Source organism: Chlamydia pneumoniae TW-183, assembly GCF_000007205.1.
Lineage (GTDB): Bacteria > Chlamydiota > Chlamydiia > Chlamydiales > Chlamydiaceae > Chlamydia > Chlamydia pneumoniae.
The window spans coordinates 804,776-822,974 of sequence record NC_005043.1 but is presented as its reverse complement, the minus strand read 5'-3'; the positions used below and the strand labels follow the sequence as shown (position 1 = coordinate 822,974).

Sequence of the window (18,199 nt, the reverse complement as noted above, 5' to 3'; positions counted from 1 at the left end):
ATGTTGATGATGCTTATGATGATTATTGGAATTACAGGAGGTTCTGGAGCTGGGAAAACCACCCTAACCCAAAACATTAAAGAAATTTTCGGTGAGGATGTGAGTGTTATCTGCCAAGATAATTATTACAAAGATAGATCTCATTATACTCCTGAAGAACGTGCCAATTTAATTTGGGATCATCCGGACGCCTTTGATAATGACTTATTAATTTCAGACATAAAACGTCTAAAAAATAATGAGATTGTCCAAGCCCCAGTTTTTGATTTTGTTTTAGGTAATCGATCTAAAACGGAGATAGAAACGATCTATCCATCTAAAGTTATTCTTGTTGAAGGTATTCTGGTCTTTGAAAATCAAGAACTTAGAGATCTTATGGATATTAGGATCTTTGTAGACACCGATGCTGATGAAAGGATACTACGCCGTATGGTTCGAGATGTTCAAGAACAAGGAGATAGCGTGGACTGCATCATGTCTCGTTATCTTTCTATGGTAAAGCCTATGCATGAGAAATTTATAGAGCCGACTCGGAAATATGCTGATATCATTGTACATGGAAATTACCGACAAAACGTAGTAACAAATATTTTGTCACAGAAAATTAAAAATCATTTAGAGAATGCCCTGGAAAGCGATGAGACGTATTATATGGTCAACTCTAAGTAATTTTTTTTAAGAGACATGTGTTCTGGTTTCTTCACTTTTCTAAGTTTTACAACTCCCAGATGAAGAAACCAGAATAGGTATTAAATCAAACAACAACTTGCTGATTCACTGTTTTCGCTGATCTCACACAAATGAGCACGTCGAAAAGGCTTATTTCCTCGTGAACTATCAAATTTACGAACTCTAGGGCTTTGAGAGCACTCTTCACCACAACATCCTTGATGTTGATGAATACATTCATCACAGCAAAGAAATAGAGCATTGCAATCTGTGTTCGCACAATTGTAATAAGCGTCACTAGGAGTTTGACAATGACAACATTCTGCTATAGGGGCCACATCAGGGTCACTCTCATCAATGGGAATAGCTAGGCGATCATCAAAAACAAAGAGCTTTCCTAACCACTTGCCGGTGCCTACTTGTTGTCCATAAGCAATGACACCACCATCAAGTTGATAGACTTCTTTAAAGCCTTTTTCTAATAAAACTGGAGAGTAAAGCTCACAACGAATTCCCCCCGTACAGTACATCATAACGGGAGTGGTTTCGGGATCACATTCTTGAGCAAGCTTCTCAGCATACTCTGGAAACTCTCTGAAAGTTTGAATATCAGGTAGAGTCGCATTATCAAAGTGACCAATTTTCCACTCATAGTTATTTCGGACATCTAGAATAAGGCAACGATTTTCTTGGAGTTTTTCGTGCCATTCTTGAGGAGAAATGTGCTTTGCCTGTTTGGAAAGATCTACCTCACATCCTAAGGCAGCAAGTTCTTTTCGATACTTTACTGTGATCCTAGGAAAGATATTTTCCTTAATATGATGGATTTTAAACTTAATCTTAGAAAAATTAGGACGCTCTTTAAGCCATTGCATATAGAGCTCAGCATGGGGCTCATAACCACTGAATTGTCCATTGATACCCTGCTCTGAAATGTAAATACGACAAGAGACATCGAGGTCTTCTAAGAACTTTTTGTGTAAAGCGATTTCTTCATGTGGATTATCCACACGAGTAATATAATAATAGGCTAGTGCATAATATTTTTTTTCCATGATAAATACTCTAACATAATCTTGGAAATAATTGCATTGTAGAAAATTGCCATTAGAACTAAAATGCTCTTTGGTATTTTGTCAAGTTATGAGTGTGCGTTTTATTTTTATTTTACTCCGCACCTTGAGCTTTGTAAAATAGTGCCAAAATTGCCCCAGGATGAAAATCAAGGGGCATAGATGATTTCCAAGGATTAAATATAAGGACTGAAATACATGGCTCGATATTGTGGCCCTAAAAATAGAGTGGCAAGGCGTTTTGGTGCGAACATCTTTGGCAGAAGCCGAAATCCTTTGTTAAAGAAGCCTCATCCTCCAGGTCAACATGGTATGCAGAGAAAGAAAAAGTCTGACTATGGGCTCCAACTGGAAGAGAAACAGAAGCTTAAAGCTTGCTACGGCATGATTATGGAAAAGCAGCTGGTTAAGGCTTTCAAAGAAGTTATACATAAGCAGGGAAATGTTGCTCAAATGTTCCTTGAAAGATTTGAGTGTCGTCTTGATAACATGGTATACCGTATGGGCTTTGCAAAAACAATTTTTGCTGCTCAGCAGCTTGTTGCTCACGGACATATCTTAGTTAATGGGCGAAGAGTCGATAGACGCTCTTTCTTTTTACGTCCTGGAATGCAGATTTCTCTAAAAGAAAAATCTAAACGACTTCAGTCTGTAAAAGATGCCCTAGAAAGCAAAGACGAAAGTTCTCTGCCTTCTTACATTTCTTTAGATAAGACAGGCTTTAAAGGGGAATTACTTGTATCTCCTGAGCAAGATCAAATCGAGGCTCAATTGCCTCTACCTATCAACATTTCTGTTGTTTGTGAGTTCCTATCTCATAGAACATAAGTGTAGTTGATTTAGAATCTTTTCTAGAAAACGCCAACTGTATATCAGTATGGCGTTTTTTTTGATTTCAGAAGATCTACTGGATTGCTTCGGGATCTAAAAGCACTTAAAAAACTTCCTAACTATCTCTGTTTTTTGAAAACTTCAAAAGTTCCCCAATTTCTTTTTGCCAATTTTCAGGCCCACCAGGGGTTTCTAAATACTTAGGAATTTTTCTAGTTCGTTCATCTGTCATTAAAAATTTAAAAGATTCCTTACCTATATAGCCCTCTCCAAGGGGCGCATGGCGGTCTTTGTTCGCTCCTAATGGAAACATAGAATCATTGAGATGAAAGGCTCGTAGATAAGATAAACCGACATACTCGTCAAATTCATTAAGAACATCTTCCCACCCCTGTGGAGAGGTAATGTCGTACCCCGCAGCAAAAATATGACAAGTATCTACACACACGCCAATGGGAATTTGATTTTTCAAATTCTGAACGAGGTAACCCAATTCTTCAAAGTTACTCCCAATTAACGTTCCCTGACCCGCTGTGGTTTCCAGTAAAACAACAAGAGGAGGAGAACTATCAAATAAAGGGGCCGATTGGCTAAAACTGCTGACAATTTTATTCATGCAGTCTTCTTTAGAGCTTTTGAGAGCTGCTCCAGGGTGAAAATTAACAAAAGAAATGCCTAAAGTGATGCAGTCCAGAATTTCTTGATAAATGCCAATCCGACTTTTTTCTAAAATTACCGGATCAGGGGCTCCTGGATTAATCAGATATCCTGCATGACTCATAATATAAGAAAGGTCAGTTTCTTTGAGCGCTGCTTTGAAATCTTCAATCACTTCTTCTTTTAGAGCCCGTCTTTGCCACTGCCTTTGGTTTGCTGTAAAAATCTGAACTGTAGAAGCCCCTATATCCCGGCCTTCATAAATCGCATTTTTGAGTCCACCAGCAGTTGAAGTGTGAGCCCCTAGTAAGGGAATGGAGGGAGGAGGAAGTACTTTCATAAAATTTCAAGGTCTTTTCTTAACTACCCAGTTTCAGAGGAAACCTAGGTCCTTTGATTGAGCTGCTCATTTCTTGAGGCTTTTTCAATTTTTCAAAAATTTTAATAATAACTTTCGTATGTCTTCCCCCACAGAATTTCATATTCTTGAGTTTTGAACAAAACCGAATGCGCAGTATCGCAATAATACAGAAAAAATATATTTTAAAGAATCATCCATAAAAAGCTCTTTTTATAAGAAGAAAGCATCAGTTTTATATAGAAAAAAGCTGCTGACAGGTATCGTTTACGGTGTTATGAAACAAAGGCTTCTTTCTATGTCGATATCATAGAGATTATGAAATGATACTTATGCTTCTCAAACGCAATGTAGAGCTCTGTAAAGATGCTTTATTTAGCTTGAAATAGCTTCCTCCAATTGTGATTTCTGAAGAAGTATAGGGGGAAATGTCGAAGAGATAGTCTTGTTTTAAAGGAGGAGGGGAAAACGGTTTAATGAGCAGAAAAGACAATGAGGTTTCCTTAGCTCGTTCAATTTTTAATATATTATCCGGAACTTTCTGTAGTCGTATTACAGGGATATTTCGAGAAATTGCAATGGCAACCTATTTTGGAGCTGATCCAATTGTAGCTGCTTTCTGGTTAGGTTTCCGTACTGTTTTTTTCTTAAGAAAAATTTTAGGAGGGCTCATTCTAGAACAAGCCTTCATCCCTCATTTTGAATTTCTCCGTGCTCAAAGTCTCGATCGTGCGGCGTTTTTTTTCCGACGCTTTTCTAGATTGATTAAAGGCAGCACTATTATATTCACTCTGCTTATTGAAGCAGTATTGTGGGTAGTTCTTCAATACGTTGAAGAGGGGACTTACGATATGATTCTCCTTACTATGATACTCTTGCCCTGTGGCATTTTCTTAATGATGTACAATGTAAACGGCGCTTTGCTTCACTGTGAAAATAAGTTTTTCGGGGTGGGATTAGCTCCCGTAGTTGTAAATATCATTTGGATTTTCTTTGTTATAGCGGCTCGTCATTCAGATCCTAGAGAGCGTATTATCGGTTTATCCGTGGCTCTAGTTATCGGGTTTTTCTTCGAATGGTTAATCACGGTTCCTGGAGTATGGAAATTTCTATTAGAAGCGAAGAGCCCACCTCAAGAACACGATAGTGTTCGAGCTTTATTAGCTCCCTTATCTTTGGGTATTTTAACTTCAAGCATCTTCCAGCTGAACCTTCTTTCTGATATCTGCTTGGCTCGCTATGTACATGAAATAGGCCCTCTATATCTTATGTACTCCTTAAAGATTTATCAGCTCCCCATACATCTCTTTGGCTTTGGTGTGTTTACCGTTCTCCTCCCAGCAATTTCTCGTTGTGTACAGCGAGAAGATCATGAGAGGGGATTGAAACTTATGAAGTTCGTTCTCACCCTAACCATGTCCGTAATGATCATTATGACAGCAGGGCTATTGCTCTTAGCTTTACCTGGAGTCCGTGTCCTTTATGAACACGGACTTTTCCCTCAGAGTGCTGTCTACGCTATTGTTCGTGTATTGCGAGGTTATGGTGCCAGTATTATCCCTATGGCCTTGGCTCCTTTAGTCTCTGTTCTTTTTTATGCACAGCGGCAGTATGCTGTTCCGCTCTTTATAGGAATCGGTACGGCTTTGGCCAATATTGTTTTAAGCTTGGTTCTAGGTCGTTGGGTTTTAAAAGACGTCTCGGGCATTTCCTATGCTACATCCATAACTGCTTGGGTGCAGTTATATTTCCTCTGGTATTATTCTTCGAAAAGACTCCCTATGTACTCTAAGTTACTTTGGGAGAGCATCCGGCGTTCCATAAAAGTTATGGGAACCACTATGCTTGCTTGTATGATTACTCTAGGCTTAAATATCCTTACGCAAACTACATATGTAATTTTCTTAAACCCCCTCACACCACTTGCTTGGCCCTTATCCTCCATAACGGCTCAAGCAATTGCTTTTTTATCTGAGAGCTGCATTTTCTTGGCTTTTTTGTTTGGTTTTGCAAAACTGCTTCGAGTAGAAGATCTTATTAATTTGGCTTCTTTTGAATACTGGCGTGGGCAACGGGGTCTTTTGCAAAGACAACACGTGATGCAAGACACTCAAAATTAATCATGTTTGTTTCTTGTAGCTCAGTCGCTTTCTTTTAGCTTTAAGTTTTGATAGCCTGCTTGGTCTTCTGTTTCTACACTTAATATTGATACTAAGGATACTATGAAAAAACAGGTATATCAATGGTTAGCGAGTGTGGTTCTTTTAGCGCTGACAATTTCAGGATACGCTGAACTTCCTCTCTCGGAACAAAAAGTAAAAAGTCACACTTATACAACTTTAGACGAAGTCAAAGACTACTTAAGTAAACGGGGTTTTGTAGAAACGCGAAAGCAAGATGGCGTTTTAAGAATAGCAGGAGATGTTAGAGCCCGGTGGTTGTATTTCAGAGAAGATATCAAAAACCCCTCAGATAAAGATAAATACAATCCCTTACCAGTAAATCGTTATCGTAGTGAATTTTATCTCTATATTGATTATCGCGCTGAGAGGAACTGGCTGTCTTCAAAGATGAATTGGACAGCAATTGCAGGAGGGGAAAACACTGCAGCTGGTGTTGATATCAACAGAGCATTTCTAGGATATCGTTTTTATAAGAATCCCGAAACACGTACAGATTTCTTTATGGAAATCGGACGTTCTGGTTTAGGAGATCTCTTTGAGTCAGAAGTCCAATTCCAAAGAAATTTTGACGGACTACATATATATTGGACTCGAGAACTTTCTAAGGACTATCCTTATCAAGTGATTGTTCATGGAGGTCCTTTCGTCGTGAACATGACAAAAAAACATTATGCTTGGGTTGTAGAAGGGATTCTCAATCGTTTGCCTAAACAGTTTTTTGTGAAATGTAGTGTTGTCGACTGGAACACATTCGTTCCTTCAGAAACCTCCACTACAGAAAAAGCTGCTACAAACGCTATGAAATACAAATACTGTGTTTGGCAGTGGCTCGTCGGAAAGCGTAGTCAGGTTCCTTGGATCAATGGACAGAAAAAGCCTCTATATCTTTATGGAGCTTTCTTAATGAACCCTTTAGCAAAGGCTACGAAGACTACGTTAAATGGAAAAGAAAACCTAGCTTGGTTTATTGGAGGAACTTTAGGGGGACTCAGAAAAGCTGGAGACTGGTCTGCCACAGTACGTTATGAGTATGTCGAAGCCTTGTCGGTTCCAGAAATAGATGTTTCAGGGATTGGCCGTGGTAATTTATTAAAGTTTTGGTTCGCCCAAGCAATTGCTGCTAACTATGATCCTAAAGAGGCTAATGGTTTTACAAATTATAAAGGATTTTCCGCTCTATATATGTATGGCATCACAGATTCTCTATCATTCAGAGCTTATGGGGCTTACTCCAAACCAGCAAACGATAAACTCGGCAGTGATTTTACTTTCCGAAAGTTTGATCTAGGTATAATTTCAGCGTTTTAAGTCAAATTTTAATAAAATCTTTAAAAACAGGCTCGCATTAATTATTAGTGAGAGCTTTTTTTTTATTTTTTATAATAAAACTAAAAGATTTTTATTATTTTTTGAGTTTTTATGGTTAATCCTATTGGTCCAGGTCCTATAGACGAAACAGAACGCACACCTCCCGCAGATCTTTCTGCTCAAGGATTGGAGGCGAGTGCAGCAAATAAGAGTGCGGAAGCTCAAAGAATAGCAGGTGCGGAAGCTAAGCCTAAAGAATCTAAGACCGATTCTGTAGAGCGATGGAGCATCTTGCGTTCTGCAGTGAATGCTCTCATGAGTCTGGCAGATAAGCTGGGTATTGCTTCTAGTAACAGCTCGTCTTCTACTAGCAGATCTGCAGACGTGGACTCAACGACAGCGACCGCACCTACGCCTCCTCCACCCACGTTTGATGATTATAAGACTCAAGCGCAAACAGCTTACGATACTATCTTTACCTCAACATCACTAGCTGACATACAGGCTGCTTTGGTGAGCCTCCAGGATGCTGTCACTAATATAAAGGATACAGCGGCTACTGATGAGGAAACCGCAATCGCTGCGGAGTGGGAAACTAAGAATGCCGATGCAGTTAAAGTTGGCGCGCAAATTACAGAATTAGCGAAATATGCTTCGGATAACCAAGCGATTCTTGACTCTTTAGGTAAACTGACTTCCTTCGACCTCTTACAGGCTGCTCTTCTCCAATCTGTAGCAAACAATAACAAAGCAGCTGAGCTTCTTAAAGAGATGCAAGATAACCCAGTAGTCCCAGGGAAAACGCCTGCAATTGCTCAATCTTTAGTTGATCAGACAGATGCTACAGCGACACAGATAGAGAAAGATGGAAATGCGATTAGGGATGCATATTTTGCAGGACAGAACGCTAGTGGAGCTGTAGAAAATGCTAAATCTAATAACAGTATAAGCAACATAGATTCAGCTAAAGCAGCAATCGCTACTGCTAAGACACAAATAGCTGAAGCTCAGAAAAAGTTCCCCGACTCTCCAATTCTTCAAGAAGCGGAACAAATGGTAATACAGGCTGAGAAAGATCTTAAAAATATCAAACCTGCAGATGGTTCTGATGTTCCAAATCCAGGAACTACAGTTGGAGGCTCCAAGCAACAAGGAAGTAGTATTGGTAGTATTCGTGTTTCCATGCTGTTAGATGATGCTGAAAATGAGACCGCTTCCATTTTGATGTCTGGGTTTCGTCAGATGATTCACATGTTCAATACGGAAAATCCTGATTCTCAAGCTGCCCAACAGGAGCTCGCAGCACAAGCTAGAGCAGCGAAAGCCGCTGGAGATGACAGTGCTGCTGCAGCGCTGGCAGATGCTCAGAAAGCTTTAGAAGCGGCTCTAGGTAAAGCTGGGCAACAACAGGGCATACTCAATGCTTTAGGACAGATCGCTTCTGCTGCTGTTGTGAGCGCAGGAGTTCCTCCCGCTGCAGCAAGTTCTATAGGGTCATCTGTAAAACAGCTTTACAAGACCTCAAAATCTACAGGTTCTGATTATAAAACACAGATATCAGCAGGTTATGATGCTTACAAATCCATCAATGATGCCTATGGTAGGGCACGAAATGATGCGACTCGTGATGTGATAAACAATGTAAGTACCCCCGCTCTCACACGATCCGTTCCTAGAGCACGAACAGAAGCTCGAGGACCAGAAAAAACAGATCAAGCCCTCGCTAGGGTGATTTCTGGCAATAGCAGAACTCTTGGAGATGTCTATAGTCAAGTTTCGGCACTACAATCTGTAATGCAGATCATCCAGTCGAATCCTCAAGCGAATAATGAGGAGATCAGACAAAAGCTTACATCGGCAGTGACAAAGCCTCCACAGTTTGGCTATCCTTATGTGCAACTTTCTAATGACTCTACACAGAAGTTCATAGCTAAATTAGAAAGTTTGTTTGCTGAAGGATCTAGGACAGCAGCTGAAATAAAAGCACTTTCCTTTGAAACGAACTCCTTGTTTATTCAGCAGGTGCTGGTCAATATCGGCTCTCTATATTCTGGTTATCTCCAATAACAACACCTAAGTGTTCGTTTGGAGAGATTATTATGTGCTTTGGTAAGGCCTTTGTTGAGGCCTTACCAACACACTAGAACGATCTTCAATAAATAAAAGACACCAGTTTTAAACTTCTTTTCTAAGCTTTTATTTGATTTTAGAGAATGGTTTGCAAGGTCCTCTATACTTTTTTAGAGTTTCTCTTCCATGATTGATTCCAATCTTGTTAATTGATCAGCAGCTTAGGAGATGTTCTTTCTAAGCTGCAGATGGATAAAGAAAAAGTATAGGGTAAAGGAGAAGAAAAGATCCTTTAGGAGCTCTAAAAACTCCTAAGGATGCAATTAGTTGGAATAGATGGCACCAGCAAGCTGTGATAAAATACCGTTTAATACTTGCATGGATGTGGAAACTAATGTCCACTCCTGTTGGATAGTGGTCATTTGGTTTTGTAGGTTCAACTGCTGTGTCTGGCCTTGAGAAGTATACGTTTGCTGATCGGATTGCACCTGGGTAAATAAAGGACCTAGGCCTCCTGTCGCACTGATATTAGGGAATCCACTAGTTAGAAAACTTTCCAAAGCAGCTAGAGTTGGAATCCAGTCATCAAAACTTTCAATTTTAAACACACTTTTGTCGTATTTGTTATTACTAGTTGTCTGAAGAGTCATTTTGAGACCCGCGAGTAAAGATTCTAATACAGTAAGTTGGTTTAAAGTGACTGATAAGCTGTATTGATAATAGGTAGTTGCGTTAAGCATTTCTTGTTTTTGTGCTGAGGTAGCCCCTGGAAGAGAGTTAATTTTTTGGAGAAGTCCATTGACTAGATTAATCGCTTGTTTACATCTCGCAGTGTCGCGATAAATATACTCCCGTTCTCTAGCTGCAGCTAGAAGTGTTTCATAGTAATCACCAGCAAACAGGTTTTGTCCAGTTTTACTCTGAACTAAATAGGAAGAGAGGCTATAGTAGACAGAAGTCGTAGAAAATTCATTGGTAATCTGTAGCAAGCTGTTTAAGGCATTCGCTGCGAGGTTATTGAAGTTAATTTCTTCGATCAAAGGTTTTAAAAAAGCCTCTTGCTTTGGTAGCTGAGAGTTTAAAATCATAGAAATTAAAGCATCTCCTAAGCTCTCCGATGTGATCCAAGCAGCAACAGCAAATTTACGGTTCTCAGTGAAAGAGGCTTTTCCTGGGTCTAAGTCATCTGCTTTCTTTTGTAACTCAGCTATTTGTAATTGTAATTGTAAAACATGCGCAGTTGCAGCCGTATTAAATTCATTTAGGATCCTCTGAGCATTGCTTACATAATCGGCTTCAACAGTTCCAACATTCGTCATTGCTTCTCTGATAAAACCACCTAAATCGGGCTGTATCGCACCATTTGCTGTTGTAAGACAATTTCCAAAGACAGTCTCATTAGCAAATTGGTACATTTGATCCCCAATATTATGGAAAAAATGACGCGTAGCTTTAAACTCATTCCCTCGTGTTTGTAAATAAGCTTTGATTTGATCTTGACTTGTAACTGCGGTTCCTAAAGAGTATTCCGCGAGTTCTTGATAGGCTGCCATTTTTGCTATCCAGCCATTTACCCATGAACCACCAACAACGATGTGAATCGGTAAATACTCATTCACACTTTTGTCAAAAATTGCTTTTTCATCATCGGCTAACCTTTCGTACATATAAGAAAGGCAAAGGAGACCTCCGTACATCTCCATAGAAGTCGTAAGTACAGCAGAAATATATTTATTAGTGATGGCTATGTTAAGTGCATTGGCTTGACTAATCCAAGTAACAAAGCAATTTTGTGCTTGTTGGAACATGGAGAGTTGTGTTTCTAGCATGCTTCGGTTGTTTTCAACTACACGTTTTGTCTCAGAGAGATTTTGGATAGAATTTTGATATACTTTCGTGATTTTCCCTCGATACTCAGCAATTTGTCTATCCGTAAGGTAGAGTTTTAAAGATGCTGTATTAGGAAGTTGTGTTGCTGTGTAAATAAGATCGAATTCAGCTTTTGTAAACGTGGTCTTATCGACTAGGGGAACCAAAGTTTGTAGTATAGTAATGATTTCCTGATCCCCACCAAGTGCAGGAGCTTGTTTAATAGCATCATCTATAGCTTGTAAAATAGTGCTGAGGGTGTTCATTCCGTTGACTTCATTGACATTGTCAGGAGTGATCGCAGGAGGTGTAGGAAGCAGCTGAATCGCGTTCTCATTCATCTCTTGGATCGGTGCACCGACTTTTGCACGATATGTATGTAAAGGCTCTTCTATAAACTCTTTGAAGAAATCTGCTGCATAGATATCAGGATATTCCTTAAGTATCGCTTCGATCTCTTCAGTAGAGACTCCTTTAGCTTCTAATACTGCTTTTATTTCTTCTTGCTTAGCTTGGATTTCAGCAGCTTTTTCTTGTTTTACATGTTCAAGGAGATTTTTTTCTGAAGGAACATAGGAGCTGGAAAATACAACCTTTTCTTGTTCAGCTGTTAGAGTTGTCAAACCGAGGTAGCTCGCCATTAACTGACGAACTGTGGATATAGTGGATAAAGCTCCGAGATCAATTTCTGTAACGGAGGCCACTAATTCCGCTAGACCTCCGTCAATAACAAGAACTAAAGCAAGAGCTGCTGCTGATACGATATCTGTGGGAGTTTGTGATGAGGGTGCTCTTGGAGAGCTAGCTTGCGGACGCGAATGCTTGTAATCTGTCCAAGATGTTGTGGGGAAGATCGTATTGTTTGGGTTTAATAAAGCAGCAACATTGGTATTTTCTGATTGCAGGGCGTTCATTAAATGCCTTAGAGCATAAATCCCTGAATTTAACTCTTCTAAATTTATCGCAGGCACTGATCTGGGATCAAAACCAGAGTACTTATGGTCCAGCTTGATGATTCGAGTACTTTCACCTGAAATGGTTCTTAGTCGATTTTGGATAGAAAAGGTAGACATAGAAAATAAATAATATTTTTATTTTATTTTCGTACTTTGTTTTGTTTTTTTCTATGAAGCTTTTCAAATAAAAAATAATTTGTTTTCTATAATATTGATAGTTTTCTTTTTAAACATTTGACGAATTTTTTGAATTAAAAAAATAATTTATTAATGTTAATGTTAATTAAAAATAACACTGTTCTTATCTAAGCAGACATTGATATGATTTATAGCACTTCTATTTCAACATTTTATAAAAAACTCTCTCTAGTGTCTTCAATGCATTCTTTTGCACAAAGACACAGGGAATCTTTAGAACATATCGCTAATTATGAGAAGACTACAGCGGAACGTGACATACTAAAACGGTTGATCGAAGTTTTGGATCAGAGGGCGAGCGAGCGCTACCGCTCTGCCGTCGAGAAGCTACACAAATATGAAGTGGAGCGTGCGACAGTAGCGAAGTCTATTCCTGTGGCAGCCATTCATGAGAAACCTCTTTCCTCTACACATGCATCTGTTCAGGTTACAGCAAGTACGCCAGCAGCTACAGGATCTGGAGTCGGGGCCTATTATAACGCAGTAAAACAGAAGTGGGCGCAAGATCTTATCGTTGAGCTTAATACGGTTATGACCACTATCATGGCCTCAGTTAATAGTAAGAATCCTGCAAATAAAGATGTCTTTGATAAATTAAATACTGAACTTCAGGCTTTAGTCGCTGCGGGGAATAATTTAACAGAAGAGAATTTTCAGACTCTCTACAATTTCCCAGAGGAGATCTTCACTGCAATCCAACGAGCAGATACGTTTACTGGGGGAATGAAAACAGACTTTACGAACCAGTTGGCAGGCAAATATGGAAATCAAGCTACTTTAACTCAAACGTTTGCAGACGGTAGAGTCGAAGGGTTCAAAGACATCCTTACAGCGGTACAAGGAGTCCTTACACCAGAGCAGTTTACTATCTTTGCTGAGATTGCGACAGAGCTGCAGGCTTTAGCAGATCATGTAGGTAATTTTGATGAAGCAGGATTACAACGGATTGAGGATGCTGGAGAAAAACTCGCCGCAGTCATTAATTCTTCTGACCTGACTAGAAATGATAAAATTATGTTCTGTCAACATATAACAGACTTATACTCAGATCAAGTTGCGGCTTTAGGATCCTTTGATACGGTACTTGATGCAAGTATCTATGTTAACCAGCATCAAGGAACGATGTTTTCCAATTTGTCTAGCTTTGTTGGCTCTTTAATTGGAACTTTTGCTCCAATTGATCTGAGTTCCTCTCAAGGTGATATTAGTAGTGCGGCTTTAGCTGGAGCTCTACAAACAGCCCGAGGGTTAAATTCTCGTTTCAATGAGTTAACTGCTGAGCAACAGAAACTGATTAATGAGTGTATAAAATCTTTGGTTACCTTTAAGTGTGGTGAGCACCTTGGTGCTATCTGGGCTTATTTTACAGCATCTACTGTAGTTGCTTTAAACCCTACTGCAACCATGGACCACGTTAAAGCTGCTATCCTTGAAGAAGCTAAAGAATTAGATAACTCTAGTTTTCAGTTAGCATCATCTATAAAATCCGCGATGACTTCAATTGTAAATTCAAGCGGTTCCTTTTCCGTAACGGTGAACTCAAGTACCTTACAATATACTATATATTCTGAGAAAAACGGCAAAGTTGAGATTAATCAAATCCTGTTAAATTATGGATCTATAGGATTTTTGCCAGAAATTACGAAACTAGCAAAAACAAACGCCGAATCTACGGCACGAAGTTATTTTCGGTTTAAGGCTCTTGCTGCTGTAGAATCAGAAAATGTACAGAACAAAATCGAAGATCTTCAGAGTCAATTGCAACAATTCACCAATATGAAAACAGAACTGTTTGATGGGCAATTGTTATCACAGGCTAGTGAATTACGGGCTCTCCCCCTACCTTCGGCAGTCGCCTCTGTGTTGATCGATCGTTATATGCCTAAAGAGGTCGATTATCTAAATGAAATCTATAAGAAGCTATATTATAGCAACTTAGGATCTTCTGTCGGAAATTCCATTATTGATGCGATTTCTCAATATGTCAATGGAGCTACGTATTTCAATTTTGCTAGTTATGTGGGACAACAGCCGGCAGTAGGTGCTGGGGGAGCGAATGCCTTCCCAGGATCTCAAGAAAGCGCTCAGGCAAAGTTGGATCAGGAGCGAAAGCAAGCTGCTTTGTATCTCCAAGAAACACGGGGAGCTCTTACAGTTATTGAAGAACAAAGAGCTAGAGTGCTTAAAGATGATAAAATCACGAATGAGCAGCGCTCCACGATTTTAGATTCCTTAAGGAACTACGAGGACAACATCAATTCTATCTCAGGTTCTTTAGTGTTATTGCAAAATTACTTACAGCCTTTGTCTATAGCTGGAGGTTCTGTAGCAGGAACTTTTGAAGTTAAAGAGGGGCAAGAGCAATGGCAAGCGCGATTGCAGATTCTTGAAGAAGCTTTAGTGTCCGGGTTAGTAGGAAATATGATTAATGGGGGTATGTTCCCACTGCAATCTACAATACAGTCAGACCAGCAATCTTTTGCGGATATGGGACAGAACTTCCAGTTAGATTTGCAGATGCACCTGACTTCTATGCAGCAGGAGTGGACTGTAGTCGCGACTTCTCTACAGCTTTTAAATCAAATGTACTTAAGTTTAGCACGAAGCCTGACAGGATAGTTCTTCAATTTCTAAACTTGGATTTCTAAATCTTAAAAAAATTTTAATCTTGCGGAGATGTTGGCATGTTTTTCGCTCCTCTTCTTTATGAATCGTTACGGAGGGGTCTTATGCATCCAACATCTCATATGCAACAGCAACTCGCTCGCTTGGAGTTTATCAACGACCAGCTGACTACAGAGTTAGAACATGTAAATGAATTATTATGTAGTTTAGGTTTCCCTGAAGGTCTCACTACAATCAAGGCAATCGCAGAGGAAGTCCTCTCTGATGACGAACCTCTACTAGATTAGATTATCGTTCAGGCTGTATACTATCTAAAATATTGCCATTCCCTGAGCTATGGAAAATGCTTCTAGGGTTTTTGTGTGACTGCCCCTGTGCTTCGTGGCAGTGTGCGGCCGTTGCTAATTGTTATGATTCCGTATTTATGTCTAGACCAGAGCACAAACCTAATATTCCTTATATTACTAAAGCTACAAGACGGGGTCTGCGTATGAAGACGCTTGCTTATCTGGCCTCTTTAAAAGATGCTAGACAGCTTGCCTATGATTTTCTGAAAGATCCTGGTTCTTTAGCTCGGTTAGCTAAGGCTTTGATAGCTCCTAAGGAGGCCTTACAGGAGGGCAACCTATTTTTTTATGGCTGTAGTAATATTGAGGATATTTTAGAGGAGATGCGTCGTCCTCATAGAATCCTTTTGTTAGGATTTTCTTATTGTCAAAAGCCTAAGGCATGTCCTGAAGGGCGTTTCAATGATGCTTGTCGGTATGATCCTTCACATCCTACATGTGCCTCATGTTCTATAGGGACCATGATGCGGCTGAATGCTCGTAGATACACTACTGTGATCATCCCTACATTTATAGATATCGCAAAACATTTACACACTTTAAAAAAGCGCTACCCTGGATATCAAATTCTCTTTGCAGTTACTGCTTGTGAACTTTCCTTAAAAATGTTTGGAGATTATGCCTCCGTAATGAACTTAAAGGGTGTGGGCATCAGACTCACAGGACGTATTTGCAATACATTTAAGGCATTTAAATTAGCTGAGCGAGGAGTCAAACCAGGAGTCACTATCCTAGAAGAAGATGGCTTTGAGGTATTAGCAAGGATTCTTACAGAATACAGTAGCGCTCCTTTCCCTAGAGACTTTTGTGAGATCCATTAGTATGAGAACGAGTCTCCCAGGTAATGTTGCTTTACCATAGGGTTACTGATCATTTGGCTTGAAGACCCTTCAAAGAAGATCTTCCCATCAATAATCAAATAACACCTATCAGCAATAGAAAGGAGCTCTTTAGCATTGTGATCTGTAATTAGAATGCCGATTCCACGTCCTGCTAGAATTTTAATTAGGTACTTGACGTTTTGAATGACGAGAGGATCTACATTCGCAAAAGGCTCATCTAACAACAATACGCTGGGATTTAAAGCTAATACACAGGCGATCTCCAATCTTCGTCGTTCCCCTCCAGATAGGGTTCCTGCCTTTTTATGGAGGCAGGAACCTAGTTGCAAATCATCAACCAGGGTGTTTAAAAGATGGGATTGTTGTTTACGCGCTTTGTAAATGATCTCTAAAATGCAAATCAGGTTATCTTGAACTGTGAGTTCTTTAAAAATTGTGGGTTCTTGAGCAAGATAACCGATTCCCAGTCGTGCACGATGGTCCATAGTTTTTTTGGTGACATCGACATTTTTAAAGATAATCTTCCCAGAGTCAGGGCGAATTAAGCCTACAGTAAGATAAAATGCTGTTGTTTTTCCTGCTCCGTTAGGGCCGAGTAGGCCGACAATCTCCCCGGGGTTGATTTGGAAAGACACATCATTTGTCACGGGCTTCTTGTTATACTTCTTTACGAGATTACACACAGAAAGTATAGGCATAGAGGCTTAATTCCTGAATAAAGATAAATAGAGGGTTTTCATACCTCCTGAAGAACTGTCCTCCTTATCTGGAGACCCATACCCAGGTACAGGATCTACTTGGAAACGGCAGTCATACACATGTAAGGAACCATCTTGGTAATTTAGTAATCCTGAGTTTCCTCGGAATTGCATTTGCTTTTCAAAATTTTGTGTTAGAATATGCCCTGAGATCCGGGTGAGGTATTCTTTACAGGAATAACTAGACTGAGGAAAATGCAGTTCCATACACGATTTATCAATTTTACAATGGAAGAATCGTTCTTCAGGAGAGCAAATTTGTTTGGAGACATTCACCTTTTTTATTTTTAAAAAAGGGGGGGATTCTTGGAAGTGCTTGTTCATACAGGAAACATCGCAAATCTGGTCCACTTGAATAATGGCTACCATAGTCCCAAAAGCCAAGACAAGTAGTCCTAGAGAATAAAAGAGCCCGCAGTATAGAAATTTTGTCATGCTGAGACCATATCAAAGGAACTGACGCAAGTAAATAATTGATCCCAGGTGGGGAGGAGAGCTGCGAATTCTTCTAAGCTCAACATAGAAGCTGCATCACTTTTAGCGATTTTTGGATTGGTATGGGTCTCTATAAAAAGGCCATGAGCTCCTGCAGCTAAAGCAGCTCGTGAAAGAGTAGGAACGAATTCTGTCAGACCACCACTTTCTGTAGATAGAGCTCCAGGGAGCTGCACGGAGTGCGTGGCATCAAAAATTACAGGAAATCCTGAACGGGATAAAACAGGAATCGAGCGCATATCAGAAACAAGGTTATTGTAACCGAAGCTACACCCTCTTTCTGTAAGTAAGATTTTGTTATTTCCTGTAGAGAGTACTTTATTTATTGGGCCTTCCATATCCCAAGGGGAGAGAAACTGCCCTTTTTTTAAATTTACTATAGCGCCAGTTTCTGCAGTTGCAACGAGGAGGTCGGTTTGTCTGCAGAGGAACGCAGGTACCTGAAGGATATTGCAGACTTCGGCAGCCGCGTAAGCGTCTTGAGGCGTATGGACATCTGTAAGAATGCCCACGCCAAAAGTTTCTTTGACTTTGGCAAGGATGCGCAATCCCTCTGTCAAACCAGGCCCTCGAAATGAGTTTAGGGAAGAGCGATTTGCTTTGTCGTAACTGCTTTTAAAAAACCATTGGATCCGATCCGAATAAGGGGCGAGTATGGACTGTAATTTCCCTGCGATTTCCAATGTAATATCTTCCCCCTCAATAACACAGGGGCCAGCAATTAGGATCATTTTGTTATTGAACATGACCATCCTTTTTTAGAATAAAGCAACTTTTGGTTCTAACTTTCCAGGTTATAAGATCGGAGAATACAATCCAAGTTGCTCCTTAATTTTACCTATAAAATTACAGGTAAGGAGGTGGAATTCGCTTTTTATATAGCTTTGAAAGAAGTTCTTTAGGGAACAAGAAAATCTTGTGTCAGAATTGACTTTTTTCTTGGTAGACCTATACTGATTG

Annotated in this window: 14 protein-coding genes; 8 read left to right on the top strand and 6 right to left on the bottom strand. The window is 39.8% G+C overall.

Features of this window, described 5'->3' with window-relative positions; translation table 11 throughout:
* Positions 1-669, top strand: coding sequence for a uridine kinase (udk, locus tag CPB_RS03790; RefSeq protein WP_010883373.1), 669 nt, complete (start codon positions 1-3; stop codon positions 667-669).
* An 80-nt stretch (positions 670-749) separates the two neighbouring features.
* Here the strand turns inward: udk and CPB_RS03785 are convergent, their stop codons facing one another.
* A complete protein-coding gene (locus CPB_RS03785) occupies positions 750-1,724 on the bottom strand; it encodes a rhodanese-related sulfurtransferase (RefSeq protein WP_010883372.1) in 975 nt (324 codons plus the stop codon).
* Between the two features lie 216 nt (positions 1,725-1,940).
* Between CPB_RS03785 and rpsD the strand changes: the two genes are divergently transcribed.
* The gene (rpsD, locus tag CPB_RS03780; RefSeq protein ID WP_010883371.1) at positions 1,941-2,570 is read left to right on the top strand and encodes a 30S ribosomal protein S4; all 630 of its coding nucleotides are present in this window, start codon (positions 1,941-1,943) and stop codon (positions 2,568-2,570) included.
* Positions 2,571-2,688: 118 nt separating this feature from the next.
* Here rpsD and CPB_RS03775 read toward each other — a convergent pair whose 3' ends face one another.
* On the bottom strand, positions 2,689-3,570 hold the full coding sequence (locus tag CPB_RS03775; RefSeq protein ID WP_010883370.1) for a deoxyribonuclease IV: 882 nt from the start codon (positions 3,568-3,570) through the stop codon (positions 2,689-2,691).
* Positions 3,571-4,064: 494 nt separating this feature from the next.
* Here CPB_RS03775 and CPB_RS03765 point away from each other — a divergent pair, with 494 nt between their 5' ends.
* From CPB_RS03765 to CPB_RS03755, 3 genes are all read left to right on the top strand, one after another.
* Positions 4,065-5,708: a lipid II flippase MurJ gene (locus CPB_RS03765; protein ID WP_010883368.1), complete on the top strand. Its 1,644-nt coding sequence runs from the start codon at positions 4,065-4,067 to the stop codon at positions 5,706-5,708.
* Positions 5,709-5,810: 102 nt separating this feature from the next.
* Complete coding sequence (locus CPB_RS03760) at positions 5,811-7,079, top strand: hypothetical protein (protein WP_011126215.1); 1,269 nt, start codon at positions 5,811-5,813, stop codon at positions 7,077-7,079.
* A 111-nt stretch (positions 7,080-7,190) separates the two neighbouring features.
* The gene (locus tag CPB_RS03755; RefSeq protein WP_010883366.1) at positions 7,191-9,146 is read left to right on the top strand and encodes a hypothetical protein; all 1,956 of its coding nucleotides are present in this window, start codon (positions 7,191-7,193) and stop codon (positions 9,144-9,146) included.
* Positions 9,147-9,472: 326 nt separating this feature from the next.
* Here CPB_RS03755 and CPB_RS03750 read toward each other — a convergent pair whose 3' ends face one another.
* Positions 9,473-12,091 carry a CT620/CT621 family type III secretion system effector gene (locus CPB_RS03750; RefSeq protein WP_010883365.1) on the bottom strand — a complete coding sequence of 873 codons (2,619 nt, stop codon included), beginning with the start codon at positions 12,089-12,091 and terminating at the stop codon, positions 9,473-9,475.
* Positions 12,092-12,295: 204 nt separating this feature from the next.
* On the opposite strand from CPB_RS03750, the gene CPB_RS03745 reads away from it, so the two are divergent.
* The 3 genes from CPB_RS03745 (at position 12,296) to CPB_RS03735 (ending at position 15,965) form a co-directional block, all read left to right on the top strand.
* Entirely contained in the window at positions 12,296-14,791 is a 2,496-nt protein-coding gene (locus CPB_RS03745) for a CT620/CT621 family type III secretion system effector (protein WP_011126214.1), read from the top strand.
* 110 nt (positions 14,792-14,901) lie between these two features.
* The gene (locus CPB_RS03740) at positions 14,902-15,084 is read left to right on the top strand and encodes a hypothetical protein (RefSeq protein WP_226989978.1); all 183 of its coding nucleotides are present in this window, start codon (positions 14,902-14,904) and stop codon (positions 15,082-15,084) included.
* A 56-nt stretch (positions 15,085-15,140) separates the two neighbouring features.
* Positions 15,141-15,965, top strand: coding sequence for a hypothetical protein (locus CPB_RS03735; protein WP_010883362.1), 825 nt, complete (start codon positions 15,141-15,143; stop codon positions 15,963-15,965).
* On the opposite strand, the gene lptB is transcribed toward CPB_RS03735, so the two are convergent.
* The 3 genes from lptB to kdsA are packed head-to-tail and all read right to left on the bottom strand — an operon-like array spanning position 15,962 to position 17,985.
* On the bottom strand, positions 15,962-16,684 hold the full coding sequence (gene lptB, locus CPB_RS03730; protein WP_010883361.1) for an LPS export ABC transporter ATP-binding protein: 723 nt from the start codon (positions 16,682-16,684) through the stop codon (positions 15,962-15,964). The genes CPB_RS03735 and lptB overlap by 4 nt on opposite strands.
* 6 nt (positions 16,685-16,690) lie before the next feature.
* Positions 16,691-17,179, bottom strand: a complete 489-nt coding sequence (locus tag CPB_RS03725; RefSeq protein WP_010883360.1) for a DUF1137 domain-containing protein — start codon at positions 17,177-17,179, stop codon at positions 16,691-16,693.
* Positions 17,176-17,985 carry a 3-deoxy-8-phosphooctulonate synthase gene (gene kdsA / locus CPB_RS03720; RefSeq protein ID WP_010883359.1) on the bottom strand — a complete coding sequence of 270 codons (810 nt, stop codon included), beginning with the start codon at positions 17,983-17,985 and terminating at the stop codon, positions 17,176-17,178. Before kdsA ends, CPB_RS03725 begins: the two co-directional genes overlap by 4 nt.
* Between the last annotated feature and the right edge of the window lie 214 nt (positions 17,986-18,199).